Below are 12,309 nucleotides of genomic sequence, written 5' to 3' on the forward strand. Positions count from 1 at the left end.
GTGTCAAGGGTCCCCGCGCGCGGCGTGCGGGACCCCCTCGATCGGCTGGATTCCATTTCGGACGCGGCTCTTGACGGCCAGAAACCGATCATCGTACGGTTTTCGAGCTCGGGCGGTCCGCTCCGATGAGCTCCCTGCTGCCGACCGCCTCATCGGCCCCGCACTCCCGTGAATCGCCCCGCACTCCCATGAATCGAGGAACGGTCATGTCGGTATCCGGTCGGTCGACCACCCCCGCGCGCCGAGAGGCGGACCACCCGGCCCGCGCCCCGCGCCTGGCCCTCGCGGCGGCGGCCGCCGCCGCGCTGCTGGCGGGCGCCGCCGCGCCCGGCGTCGCCGCCCCGGCCGCCCCGGCGTCCGGCGAGCCCGTCCGGTACGTGGCGCTCGGCGACTCGTACAGCTCCGGGCTCGGCATCCCGCAGCAGACCGACACCGTCTGCGGCCGCTCCGACCGCAACTACCCGTCGCTCGTGGCGGCGGCGGTCGGTGCCGCGTCGTTCACCGACGTCACCTGCGCCGGGGCCGACACCACGCACATGGCCGGTCCGCAGGACGCCGTGGCGCCCCAGCTCGACGCGCTGCGCCCCGACACCACCCTGGTCACCCTGGGCGTGGGCGGCAACGACCTCGACCTGGCCGGCGTCATCACCCGGTGCGTCCTGGTCGGCTACCTCGCGCCGCACGGCTCGCCCTGCAAGAGCAGCTTCACCCTGTTCGGCACCGACCAGATCGGCTCCCGTATCAACGCCACCGCACCGAAGCTCGACGCGGTGCTCGACGCGATCCACGCCCGCTCGCCGCAGGCCCGGGTCCTGCTCGTGGGCTACCCGTCGCTGCTGCCGGACGACGGCAGCTCCTGCCGCGCCACGATCCCGCTCGCCGAAGGCGACTTCGGCTGGGTCCGGGACAAGGAGAAGCAGCTCGACGCGATGATGGCGCAGCGGGCCGGGGCGCACAGTGCGGGTTACGTCGACACCTACGGCCCGTCCGTCGGGCACGACGCCTGCCGGGCCGCGGGGGTGCGCTGGATCGAACCGGCCGACTCGGCCGAGGGCGCCGGCTTCCACCCGAACGCCTCCGGACACAGGAGCACGGCCGATGCCGTCCTCGCCGCCCTCGGTCGCTGACGCCTCAGCCGCCTTCCTCCGCCGCCACGCCGTAGCGGCGGAGGAAGGCGCGGACCTGCTCCGCCATGTCGACCGCGTCCGGCTCCAGCAGCCACTGCGTCTGGAGCCCGTCCAGCAGGGCGAGCAACTGCTGGGCCGCGGCCGCCGGGTCCTCCCGGACGCCGGCCGCCGCGAACAGCTCCGCCAGCAGGCCGGTCATCTCCCGGCGCAGGACCTGGTAGCGCCGTACGAAGTACAGGTGGGCGGGGTGCTCCGGATCGGACGCCTCCGTCGACAGCTTCGCGTACAGCGCGACCAGCCCCGGCGTCCGGGCGTTGCGGGTGACCACGTCGAGCAGCAGGCGCAGCCGCTCCGCGGGCTCCGGCTCCGGATCGCCCGGGGCGAGCATGCCGGGGAACAGGCGGCGGGCGTCCAGCTCGTCCCGACGGCTCAGCACGTCCAGGAGCAGGGCCTCCTTACCGGGGAAGTGGTGCAGCACCCCGGCGTGGGTGAGTCCGGCGTGGGCGGCGATGTCGCGCAGCGAGACCGCGAGGAAGCCCGAGCGGGCGAACAGTTCGGTCGCGGAGTCCAGGACGCGGGCGCGGGTGCGCTCGCCCTTCGACAGCCGTCGGGGCGCCTCGGGAGCGGGGTCGGTCACGTCGGAAGTCTCCTGCCGCGGTCGGTCCTCGGGGGTGCCCTGCGGAACTTACCGGCTGGTTAATTCCACCGAGCAAAAACCTACCAAGTGGTTAATTCCGTGTGTAGGCTCACCGGCAATCTTCGCCGGGGCGGTGCCCCCGGCTCTCCAGACGGAGCGAAAGACATGAGCAGAACTGCCCGAACCGCGACGGTTGCCGCCTGCGTCGCGGCCTCGCTCATCCTCGCCGGATGCGCCGGCGACAACGGCGGCGCCGCGGGCGCCGGATCGTCCACGCTGAACATCGCGACGATGACCCTCCCGCAGAGCCTGGACCCCGCCGTCGCCACCGGCAGCGCCCTGCCGTACTTCCAGGCCGTGTACGACACCCTCATCAAGCGCGAACCCGACGGCACCTTCAGGCCGATGCTCGCCACGGAGTGGACGTACGACAAGAACCGCACGCGACTCGTGCTGACCCTGCGCAAGGACGTGAAGTTCGCCGACGGCACCGTCTTCGACGGCGCCGCGGTCAAGGCGAACCTGGAGCGCTTCCAGAAGGGCGGCGGCGCCTCCGCGAAGTGGCTGAACGACCTGGAGGCCGTCGATGTCACCGACGCCGCCCACGTCACGCTGAAGCTCAAGCAGCCCAACCCGGCGATGGAGTTCTACCTCAGCGACGCACCCGGCCTCATGGCCAACCCCAAGCAGTTCACGAAGGGCGACAGCCTCAAGACCACCCCGGACGGCACCGGCCCGTACCGCCTCGACAAGACGCGTACCACCGTCGGCACCAAGTGGTCCTACACCCGCAACGCCGACTACTGGGGCAAGGAACTTCCGTACAAGAACGTCACCTTCAGCTTCTTCGACAACGAGACCGCGATCACCAACGGCCTCAAGACCGGGCAGATCAACGCGGCGCTCCTGCAGACCGCCGACCAGCAGATCGCCGTCGAGTCCGACCCGAAGGTCAAGACGGAGAAGCAGGAGTTCGACTTCCAGGGGCTGCTGCTGTTCGACCGCGACGGCAAGATCACCCCCGCCCTGAGCGACCCGCGCGTGCGGCAGGCGCTCAACTACGCCCTGGACCGCGAGACGATGCTCGACCGCATCCGCCAGAAGCGCGGCCGGACCACCTCACAGGTCTTCGGCCCCGAGACCCAGGCGTACGACAAGAAGCTGGACAGCTACTACGCGCACGACCCCGCCAAGGCCAAGTCCCTGCTCAAGCAGGCCGGTTACGCGAAGGGCTTCACGCTGAAGCTGCCGAGGATCACGGCGATCGTCAACGACGCGCTCGCCGCCTCGCTCCAGTCGGACTTCAAGGCCATCGGCGTGAAGCTGGTCTGGGACACGCTCGACGGCGCCTCGGCCGTCCAGAAGGTGTTCAAGGACCGCCTCTACTCCGGCATGGTCATGAACATGGGCCAGTCCACCTCCGACTGGGCGGCGGCCGACGAGCTGGTCACCCCGGGCGCCTTCAACATGTTCGGCACCACGGACAAGGTGACGCGGAAGCTGCTGCCCGCCCTCAAGGCCGGCGGCCAGGCCGAGGCGAAGTCGGCCGCGCGCGAACTCAACCAGCACCTGGTCGAGGACGCGTGGTTCGTCCCCTTCTACCGGATGAGCTACCTGCACGTCTCGGACGGCACCGTGAAGATCGCACCCCAGTCCGGCATGGCCGTCCCCTCGATCTACAACTACGCGCCCGCCAAGTAGCGCCCCGCGCCGACGGATACCGAGTGTCATGCTGAACTTCATCGCCCGCAGGATCGCCTCCGGAGCCGTGCTCCTGGTCGTGATCTCCTTCCTCACCTATCTGCTGCTGTCCGTCCCGCACATCGACGTGGGCCGGCAACTGCTCGGCGAGAGCGCGTCCCAGAGCGCCATCGACGCCAAGAACGCGTCGCTGGGCCTGGACGACCCGGTGCTCCAGCAGTACGGGAGCTGGCTGTCCCACGCCGTCCGGGGCGACCTCGGCACCTCCTGGTTCACGAGTGAGGACGTGGGCCAGGCCGTCGGCAACCGCCTCCCGGTCACGGCCAGCCTGATGCTCGGCGTCACCGCCGTCACCACGGTCCTCGCCTTCCTGCTGGGCGTGTGGGCCGGGGTGCGGCGCGGAGCCGCCGACCGCTTCGTGCAGGTGCTGGGCGTGGTGGGGTACGCCCTGCCGGGATTCCTGCTCACCCTGGTCCTGGTGCTGGTCTTCGCGGTACGGCTCCGCTGGTTCCCGGCCATCGGCTACACCGGGTTCACCGACTCGCCCAGCGGCTGGCTGTCCACCATCACCCTGCCGGTGCTCTCGCTGTCGGTGGCCTCCGTGGCGGGCGTCTCCCAGCAGGTGCGCGGCGCCGTCATCGACGCCCTGCGGCAGGACTACGTACGCACCCTGCGCGCCCGCGGACTGCCCGCTTCCCGCATCGTGTTCAAGCACGTCCTGCGCAACGCGTCGGCGCCCGCGCTCTCCGTGCTCGGCATGCAGTTCGTCGGCCTGCTCGGCGGCGCCGTCCTCGTGGAGCAGATCTTCGGGCTCCCCGGCATCGGCTCCATGACCGTCACCTACACCACCCGCGGCGACATCCCCGTGATCATGGCGCTCGTCATGCTCACCGTCGTCGGCGTCGTCCTGATCAACCTCCTGGTCGACATCCTGATCGGCTGGCTCAACCCCAAGGCGAGGGTCGCATGAGTACCGGCCGCACCCTGCGCAGGGTCCTGCGCAACCCCCTGGGCGGCCTCTCCGCCGCCCTGCTCCTCATCATCGTCGCGGCCGTCCTGCTGGCACCCGTGATCGCCTCGCAGGACCCGGGTGCCTCGTCGCTGAGCGAGGCGTTCGCGGGGCCGAGCGGCGGGCACCCCCTCGGCATGGACTCGGCGGGGCGCGACATCCTCGCCCGGGTGCTGTACGGCGGGCGCAACACCCTGGGCGGCGCGCTGCTCGCCCTCGCCATCGCGGTGGTGCTCGGTGTGCCGTCGGGGCTCTTCGCCGGGTACCGGGGCGGCTGGTTCGACTCCGCCGCCAACTGGACGGTCAACCTCGTCATGGCCCTGCCCGCCATGGTCGTGCTGCTCGCCTCCCGCGCCATCCTCGGCCCGGACGTCCACGTCCTGATGATCGTGCTCGGCGTCCTGGTGGCGCCCAGCTTCTTCCGCCTGGTGCGCGGCATCGTCGCCCATGTGCGGGGCGAGTTGTACGTGGACGCCGCGAAGGTCTCCGGACTCTCCGACACGCGCATCGTCGCCCGGCACGTCCTGACCGTCGTACGCGGCCCCATCATCATCCAGATCGCGCTGGTCGCGGGCATCGCGATCGCCCTCCAGGCCGGCCTGGAGTTCCTCGGCATCGGCAGCGGGTCCTCCGCGACCTGGGGCGCCATGCTCAACGAGGCGTTCCAGAACATCCAGCGCGCGCCCCGGCTCATCCTCTGGCCCGGCCTCGCCCTCGGCCTCACCAACTGCGCGCTCGTCCTGCTCGCCGGAGCCGTACGCGACGCCCTGGAGGAGCAGACGCCCCGGCCCTCCCGCAGGCGGCGCTCCGAGCCCGCCGAGGACCCGGAACCGGTCGCCGGGTCCACCGCCCCACGCGCCGAACTGCTCTCCGTGCGCGGCCTCGGCGTCGCCTACGCCCGGCCCGACGGCAGCGACAAGGAGGTCGTGCACGGCGTCGACCTCGATGTGCGCCCCGGCGAAATCGTGGGCCTGGTCGGGGAGTCCGGTTCCGGGAAGACCCAGACGGCCTTCTCGGTCCTGGGCCTGCTGCCCGAGGGCGGGCGCGTCACGCGCGGCAGCATCACGGTCAACGGCCGGGAGACGGCGGGTATGCGGGAACGCGACCACCGCGCGCTGCGCGGCCGCACCCTCGCGTACGTACCGCAGGAACCCATGAGCAATCTCGACCCCGCCTTCACCATCGGCAGCCAGCTCATGGAACCCGTACGCCACCACCTCGGACTGGGCCGCAAGGAAGCCGCCGACCGGGCACGGGAGTTGCTGCGCCTGGTCGAGATCCCCGACCCGGACCGCACCCTGCGCCTCTATCCGCACGAGATCTCCGGCGGCATGGCCCAGCGCGTCCTGATCGCCGGCGCCATGTCCTGCGACCCGGACCTCCTCATCGCCGACGAGCCCACCACCGCGCTCGACGTGCGCGTCCAGGCGGAAGTGCTCGCCCTCCTGCGCCGGCTGCGCGACGAACGCGGCCTCGGCGTCCTCCTGGTGACCCACAACCTCGGGGTCGTCGCCGACCTCTGCGACCGGGTGGCCGTGATGAAAGCCGGGCGCATCGTGGAGACCGGCACCACCGAACAGATCCTCGGCGCGCCCCGGGACCCGTACACCCGCACGCTGCTGGCGGCCGTCCTCGACGACGCACCGGCCCGCGCCCCCTGGCAGCCCCGAGAAGCAAGGACCGTCACCGCATGAAGACCCCCGCCGAGGCCGCCCCCGACGCCCCCGACGACGCCCTGCTCACCGTGCGGGACCTGCGGGTCTCCTTCCCCGGCAAGGGGCGGCGCGCCCCGGAGATTGAGGTCCTCAAGGGCGTCGGCCTCTTCGTCCGGCCCGGGGAGACCCTGGGCCTGGTGGGCGAGTCCGGCTCCGGCAAGTCCACCATCGGCCGCGCGGTCCTCGGGCTCGTCCCGGTGCGTTCGGGCTCGGTCACCTTCGACGGCGAGCGCATCGAGCACGCCGACGCCCGCCGCCGCAGGGCCCTCAGCCGCGACCTCCAGGTCATCTTCCAGGACCCGTACACCTCCCTGAACCCGTCCCGCACCATCGGGGACACCCTCGCCGAGCCGCTGATCGGGCAGGGCACGAGCGCGCGGGAGGCCCGGGGGAGGGTCGCCGGGCTGCTGGACCGGGTGCATCTGCCGTCCGACGCGGCGGGCCGGCTGCCCCGGGAGTTCTCCGGGGGCCAGCGGCAGCGGGTGGCGATCGCCCGGGCGCTGGCCCTGCGCCCCCGGCTGGTCATCTGCGACGAGCCGGTGTCCGCGCTGGACCTGACGACCCAGCGCACGGTGCTCGACCTGCTCCTGGAGATCCAGGAGGAGACGGGGGTCGCGTACCTCTTCGTCTCCCACGACCTGGCCGTCGTCCGCTTCATGAGCCACCGCGTGTCGGTCATCCATCGCGGCGAGATCGTGGAGACGGGCGACGCCGCGACGGTCACCTCCGAGCCGCGACACGCCTACACACGCACCCTGCTGCTCGCCTCGCCGGTGGCGGACGTGGCCGAGCAGCGCAGACGGCGCGCGGCGGCCGAGGCCGGGGCCGGGCCGGGCTGACCTGCGCGGCGGGCATCGGGGCGGGGCGCTTCCGGGCGCCCCGTTCGCCTGTCCGGAGGGCTCTTCGGGTCGGATGGCTATCGGCTACTCAGGGTACTTGTCGCACTTTTCAGAGTGTTACGCGGCATTTATCCCGTGCGTCATGGCATCTCTTAGGTCGATCGATTGATCAGTACGACAATCATCCCGGCTCGAAGGAGTTCAGCATGCGTATTTCCGCTTCTGTCCGTGCCCGCAGCGTCCGCGCGGGCACCGTCGCGGCCGCCGCGGTCGCCGCCGCCGCTGCCACGCTGGGCGGGGCTTCGGCCGCCTTCGCCGCCCCCGGCGACAGCGGCGACATCGACATCCGCTCCGGCGGCTGGGTGGCGCGCGGCGGCGACGGCAACGAGGTCTGCAAGTTCGTCCTCCAGGCCAGCAACTTCGGCGACATGCCGGCCGTGCCGTGGACCATCACCGCGCAGCCCCCGACCGTTCCCCCGGGGGACACCCTCGCCAGCACCCTGCCCCTGGTGAACGGCTCGGCGCGCAGCCAGGAGTACCTGCTCCCCGAGGGCACGTACCAGCTGGTGTGGATCGTTCCGTCCGGCCGGAAGGACAAGACGTTCAAGGTCGACTGCACCAAGCCGGCCGGCAACAACGGGTCGGGCAACAACGGGCCGGGCAACAACGCCTCAGGGGACAACAGCGAGCGCGGCTCCGCCGCTTCGGACTCCGACTCGGGCTACGAGCAGCCGTCCGGCGGCGTGCCCGCCGGTGGCGGCGGCGTCCCGGACATGGAGAGCGTCGGCTCCGAGAGCGACTCGAATGTCGCGACCACCGCCGCGCTGGCGGCCGGCGCCGCCGGCGCCGCCGGGCTGATCATGGTCCGCCGAGCCGCACGCCGCCGTGCCCGCAACGAGGCATAACCCGCGCAGAAGACGCCGACGGGGCCCGAGCCGGGCGTGTCGTCTCACGATGACGTTGTGCGTGACTTCCTCGCTGGTGACCGGCGTCGTCTGGGCGAGTTCCGACTCGTCCGACGATCCGGTCGCCGCCGCCCACGGCAACGACGCCGCGGGCGGCGGCGACCGGCCGGTCCCGCACGCACCCCTGTCCCCGTCGCGGCCGGTGAAGGTCGCGGTGCCCGCGATCTTCATCGAGGCGCCGGTCACCGGCCTCGGACTCGACAAGAAGGGGCACCTCGGGGCCCCGCCCATGAGCAGACCCAGGGAGGTGGGCTGGTACCGCGACGGGCCCTCGCCCGGCGAGAAGGGCACCTCGCTGATCGTCGGCCACCGCGACACGGAGACCGGACCGGCGATCTTCCTCAACCTCAACGCCCTGCACAAGGGCGACAAGGTCACCGTCACCCGGGCCGACAAGCAGACCGCGGTCTTCACGGTCGACGAGGTCGAGACGTACACGAAGGACAAGTTCCCCGACGACAAGGTGTACGGCAGCACCGGCCGCCCGGAGCTCCGCCTGATGACGTGTGGCGGACGCTTCAACAAGAAGGACGGCTACTCGGCCAACGTCGTCGTCTTCGCCCACCTCACGTCACTCAAGAAGCAGAAGGTCTGACGGGCCCCCACCCCGCCTCCTCCGGCTTCCCGTACGGCGAAGGCGTTCAGGGTCAGGGACAGGCTCGCGGTGAGCCGCCGCGCGTACGGGACGTGCAGCGACTCGTTCGGCCCATGGGCATTCGCTCCCGGGCCCAGCACTCCGCAGGCCAGGAACTGGGCCCCGGGGAACTGCCGGGACAGCTTCCCCATGAGCGGGATCGTGCCGCCCTGCCCGATCCGGGACACGTCCGCCCCGACGAAGCGGGCCCGGCTCGCCCCGGAGACCGCGGCGCTGAGCCACGGCTCCTCGGCGGGCGCGTGCCAGCCGTCCGCGAGGACCCGGTCGGGCGTGAAGCGGACCGCCGCGCCGTACGGCGGGTCCGCCTCCAGGAGCCTGCCCAGCTCCGCGACGGCGCCGCGCCGTCCGGCGTCGGCGGCAGCCGCAGCGCCGGCTTCACCCGGGTGTGCGGGCGCAGCACGTTGCCGGCCGAGGCGACCGGGGGCAGCCCGTCCGCGCCGGTGACCTCCAGGCTGGGGCGCCACGCCCGGTTGAGCAGCAGCTCCCCGGGGTCGTCGGCGAGGTCTCCCCGTACCAGTCGAAGCGCTCCCGCGCCCCGTCGCCGAGCAGGGCCGCCGCCTCCCGGGTCTGCTCCCGGCGCTCCGGGGGCACCTCGCCGTGCAGGACGGCGGGGCGCAGGCCCGGCAGCGGGACCTCGCGCAGCCAGGCCGCCGCCGCGTCGACGGCCCGGTCCAGGTGCCCTCGGGCCTCCCACTCCGGGTCGTACGCGGGGCTGACCGCCGGGACCCGGACGTGGGCCCGGACCAGCGGCAGGATCTCGGCCTCCCACCGCGCCTCGCGGAACTCCCGTACCCGGCCCGGGCCGGTGACGGCCGGCTCAGAGACGGGCGAGCGCCTTCGCGGCGGGCGCGAACTCGATTCCGAGCAGCGCCTCGACGGGGGCGTACACCTCGGGCATGTACATCGTCGGGGACAGCAGCAGGTTCTCCGCCGGGGCGACCAGGACCTCGATCCGCTTCCCCACCTCGACGTCGGCGGAGGCGAGCGGCTGCCCCGCCTCGTCGAACGTCGTGATCAGGTCCGGGAACGCCGCCCGGCGGCCGTCGGCCAGGTCGAGCGCCATGTACTCGTTGACGAAGTGCAGCGTGGTGCCGCCGGCGTCGTCCAGGACCGCGACGCCCACGTCCAGGCCCTCGCGCTGCTCGCAGCGGTACTCGCGGACGGTCCCCGCCGCGGCGATCTCGCCGCCCAGCTGCCGGGCCGCGCCGGCCGGCCCGTCGGCCAGGAAGCGGTGTCCCAGCTCGATCGCGAAGCCGATGGCGCCCGGGGCGCCGTTGCGGACGGCGTAGCCGATCTCGACCGGGTTGCGGGCCACGCCCACCCAGCCGCCCGCCTCCACGGACGCGCGGCGGACCACGTTCGAGGTCGCGTCCAGGCGGCCGGAGACGGCGCCCTCGACGTAGGCGTGCGGCTTGCCGCCCGCGTAGCCCTGGCTGGACCGGTAGGCCTCGCGGCGGTGCAGGCCCATCGCGCCCATCTGGCTGGAGGGGTGGGCGCGGCCGTTGCACGCCAGGTCGATGACGGGGAGGCCGGTGAGCGCGGAGTGGAACCAGCCGTTGATCGTGGTCTCGGCGCCGTTCTCGTTCGTGTGCAGCGCGGCCAGGTCACCCGGCAGCTCGCGGCGCAGCAGTTCCAGCGCGCGCACCAGGTGCGTCGGCAGCACCTGCGGGTCGGGCGCGGCGGGGGCGCCGACCAGGGCCACGGTCGCGGTCAGGTCACCGTCCGCGAACTCGTCGGCGCTCCACAGCTCGGGCGTGCCGACCTGGAGGGCCAGTTCGGCGGTGCGCAGGCCCCGCTCCACGAACCCGCCGCCGCCTCCGCCGAGTACGGCACCGCCGTACACGGCCGCGCGGATGTCGTCATGGGTCAGCTGTCGCTTCACGGGGTTCTCCCAGGGTGGTGCTGTGCGGGTGTACGAGAGGGCGGAGGGGTCCGGCTACTTGGCGGCCTTGAACACGCCGTTGCCGAAGGAGTAGAGGGCGTCACCGGCGATCGCACCGCCGGCGAACACCTCCAGGTCGCCCTTGACGTCCCGGCCGAACAGGCGCGGGGCGAGGACGCGGGCGGCGATGCCGGCGGCGACCATCCAGCCGGCCATCGGGGTCGTGATGAGCAGCCCGGTCGCGAGCAGGATGCCGAGCTGCCGCTTCGACCCGCCGGCGAGCTGCACGATCGCGCCCGGGACCGCCCACAGCGCGAGGTGCTTCGCGGTCTCGACGGACGGGCCCGCCTTGATCGCGGCGACGTACGCGGCGTCGATCGGGGCGGTCTGCCCGTTGTCGAAGAACACCCGGTACGAGACGAGGACGACGACGATCGCGACGCCGAAGCCGATCATCGCGGCGATCAGCTGCTGGCGGCGGCCCTCCAGCTCGAAGGCCGGGTCGGCGTTCTCGCCGCGCAGGAGGTAGCCGGTCTTGAGGTCGTAACCCATGTCCGCGAAGGCCGGACCGGTCGCGGCGGTGAAGCCGGACAGCACGACCAGCGCCTCCGGCGGGAAGCCGATGAGGATGCCGAGGAGCAGCGTGATCAAGGCGATCGCGAAGGCCGGGAACCAGCCGGAGTGCATGGACGCGATGCCGACCAGCAGCTCGTGCAGGAACGCCGCGACGGAGGCGTACACCAGGAAGCCGATCAGCATGCCCGGGGTCATGTGCGTGGCCGCGCCGGTCCCGAAGGCCAGCAGGACCGAGATCGCGAGGTAGGCGCCGAGGCCCAGCCGCATCGAGCGCCCCAGCCGCCGCGCGCCCTCCTCCGCGCCCTCGGGCGCACCGGCCGAGCCGGCCCGCACCGCGTTCGTCCGCCGGGCGCCGAGGATCGTCCGGCCGACCTGGACGAGGGCGACGAGACCGGCACCGATCATCATCCCGTGCGGCAGGTACATCGCGTTCAGGTCGAGGCCGAGGAGCGGGTCCGCGTACTGCGTGAACAGCAGGCCGGCGCCGAACGCGGCCATCGCGCCGAAACCGCCGATCAGGGCCACGCCGAACGCCGACATCGGCAGCGAGAACACCGCGCCCGCCAGACCGGTCACCAGGCCCAGGCCGAGCACCTTGGCGCGCCGGCCGCCCTGGTCGCCCGCCTTGATCGCCTCGGCGGCGGCGAGCCCGAGCGGCCACGGGTTCTTCGCGGGGAAGGCCGGGGTGTCGTACATCCGGTACAGCAGCCAGGCGTCGACCAGCATCGCGACCGAGACCCCGGCCAGCATCGGGACGACCATGTCGTCCATCCCGAACAGGAACGGGATGCCGATCGGCAGGAACAGGCTGTTCGCGGCGCCGAACGTGGCCGACGAGATGCTGGTCTGCGCCAGGTTCTGCGCGTGGACCGAGCGGAAGCCGCGGAAGGCGACGAGCGGCACGCGGGCCAGCGTCATCGCGGCCAGCGCGCCGATCAGCGAGGTGCTGGGCGTGACGCCGAGGGTGGCGAGCAACTGCACACCGACGACCGCGCCGAACACGCTGAGCACCACGGTGAGGATCAGATTGCCGGGGGCGAGGGCGCGGGGATGGCGCGCTCCGTCGGCCGCGGTGTGCGGGACGTCGGTGACGGCCCGGTTCGGCGCGTCGGTGCTCATGGATCTCCGGTGCTTCCGTGCGGGGCGGCGTGTCCGCCGCTCCAGGAGTTCCAAAATCTGGAACCATGTGTGAATATCTGGATG

At 72.5% G+C, this 12,309-nt stretch carries 11 protein-coding genes; 7 read left to right on the top strand and 4 right to left on the bottom strand.

Features of this window, described 5'->3' with window-relative positions:
• The first annotated feature begins 206 nt into the window (after positions 1–206).
• Positions 207–1,127 carry an SGNH/GDSL hydrolase family protein gene (locus tag ABZ565_RS21065; protein WP_361028854.1) on the top strand — a complete coding sequence of 307 codons (921 nt, stop codon included), beginning with the start codon at positions 207–209 and terminating at the stop codon, positions 1,125–1,127.
• A 4-nt stretch (positions 1,128–1,131) separates the two neighbouring features.
• Here the strand turns inward: ABZ565_RS21065 and ABZ565_RS21070 are convergent, their stop codons facing one another.
• Positions 1,132–1,764 (bottom strand): helix-turn-helix domain-containing protein, encoded by a 633-nt coding sequence (locus tag ABZ565_RS21070; protein ID WP_361028857.1) that lies wholly within the window; start codon positions 1,762–1,764, stop codon positions 1,132–1,134.
• 165 nt (positions 1,765–1,929) lie between these two features.
• On the opposite strand from ABZ565_RS21070, the gene ABZ565_RS21075 reads away from it, so the two are divergent.
• The 6 genes from ABZ565_RS21075 to ABZ565_RS21100 all read left to right on the top strand — a co-directional run bounded on the left by ABZ565_RS21075 (position 1,930) and on the right by ABZ565_RS21100 (position 8,588).
• Positions 1,930–3,465, top strand: coding sequence for an ABC transporter substrate-binding protein (locus ABZ565_RS21075; RefSeq protein ID WP_361028860.1), 1,536 nt, complete (start codon positions 1,930–1,932; stop codon positions 3,463–3,465).
• 28 nt (positions 3,466–3,493) lie between these two features.
• Positions 3,494–4,435, top strand: coding sequence for an ABC transporter permease (locus ABZ565_RS21080; protein ID WP_361028863.1), 942 nt, complete (start codon positions 3,494–3,496; stop codon positions 4,433–4,435).
• Entirely contained in the window at positions 4,432–6,168 is a 1,737-nt protein-coding gene (locus ABZ565_RS21085; protein ID WP_361028866.1) for a dipeptide/oligopeptide/nickel ABC transporter permease/ATP-binding protein, read from the top strand. The genes ABZ565_RS21080 and ABZ565_RS21085 overlap by 4 nt, the downstream gene beginning before the upstream one ends.
• A complete protein-coding gene (locus tag ABZ565_RS21090) occupies positions 6,165–7,028 on the top strand; it encodes an ATP-binding cassette domain-containing protein (RefSeq protein ID WP_361028869.1) in 864 nt (287 codons plus the stop codon). Before ABZ565_RS21085 ends, ABZ565_RS21090 begins: the two co-directional genes overlap by 4 nt.
• Before the next feature lie 206 nt (positions 7,029–7,234).
• Complete coding sequence (locus ABZ565_RS21095) at positions 7,235–7,933, top strand: hypothetical protein (protein ID WP_361028872.1); 699 nt, start codon at positions 7,235–7,237, stop codon at positions 7,931–7,933.
• A 49-nt stretch (positions 7,934–7,982) separates the two neighbouring features.
• Positions 7,983–8,588, top strand: a complete 606-nt coding sequence (locus ABZ565_RS21100; protein ID WP_361028875.1) for a class F sortase — start codon at positions 7,983–7,985, stop codon at positions 8,586–8,588.
• Here ABZ565_RS21100 and ABZ565_RS21105 read toward each other — a convergent pair.
• The 3 genes from ABZ565_RS21105 to ABZ565_RS21115 form a co-directional block, all read right to left on the bottom strand.
• Positions 8,528–9,112, bottom strand: coding sequence for a hypothetical protein (locus ABZ565_RS21105; RefSeq protein WP_361028878.1), 585 nt, complete (start codon positions 9,110–9,112; stop codon positions 8,528–8,530). The two genes, ABZ565_RS21100 and ABZ565_RS21105, sit on opposite strands and share 61 nt — an antisense overlap.
• A gap of 353 nt (positions 9,113–9,465) precedes the next feature.
• Positions 9,466–10,530 carry a DUF917 family protein gene (locus tag ABZ565_RS21110; RefSeq protein ID WP_361028881.1) on the bottom strand — a complete coding sequence of 355 codons (1,065 nt, stop codon included), beginning with the start codon at positions 10,528–10,530 and terminating at the stop codon, positions 9,466–9,468.
• A 54-nt stretch (positions 10,531–10,584) separates the two neighbouring features.
• Positions 10,585–12,225, bottom strand: a complete 1,641-nt coding sequence (locus ABZ565_RS21115; protein ID WP_361028884.1) for an OPT/YSL family transporter — start codon at positions 12,223–12,225, stop codon at positions 10,585–10,587.
• Positions 12,226–12,309 lie beyond the last annotated feature (84 nt).

Origin of the sequence: Streptomyces sp. NPDC016469 (assembly GCF_040632905.1) — a bacterium.
GTDB lineage: Bacteria > Actinomycetota > Actinomycetes > Streptomycetales > Streptomycetaceae > Streptomyces.

What these genes read in the sequence shown, in the direction of transcription:
- ABZ565_RS21065 (WP_361028854.1), top strand. Translation starts at nt 207, where the DNA reads ATGTCGGTATCCGGTCGGTCGACCACCCCCGCGCGCCGAGAGGCGGAC.
- ABZ565_RS21075 (WP_361028860.1), top strand. Translation starts at nt 1,930, where the DNA reads ATGAGCAGAACTGCCCGAACCGCGACGGTTGCCGCCTGCGTCGCGGCC.
- ABZ565_RS21080 (WP_361028863.1), top strand. Translation starts at nt 3,494, where the DNA reads ATGCTGAACTTCATCGCCCGCAGGATCGCCTCCGGAGCCGTGCTCCTG.
- ABZ565_RS21085 (WP_361028866.1), top strand. Translation starts at nt 4,432, where the DNA reads ATGAGTACCGGCCGCACCCTGCGCAGGGTCCTGCGCAACCCCCTGGGC.
- ABZ565_RS21090 (WP_361028869.1), top strand. Translation starts at nt 6,165, where the DNA reads ATGAAGACCCCCGCCGAGGCCGCCCCCGACGCCCCCGACGACGCCCTG.
- ABZ565_RS21095 (WP_361028872.1), top strand. Translation starts at nt 7,235, where the DNA reads ATGCGTATTTCCGCTTCTGTCCGTGCCCGCAGCGTCCGCGCGGGCACC.
- ABZ565_RS21100 (WP_361028875.1), top strand. Translation starts at nt 7,983, where the DNA reads ATGACGTTGTGCGTGACTTCCTCGCTGGTGACCGGCGTCGTCTGGGCG.
- ABZ565_RS21115 (WP_361028884.1), bottom strand. Translation starts at nt 12,225, where the DNA reads ATGAGCACCGACGCGCCGAACCGGGCCGTCACCGACGTCCCGCACACC.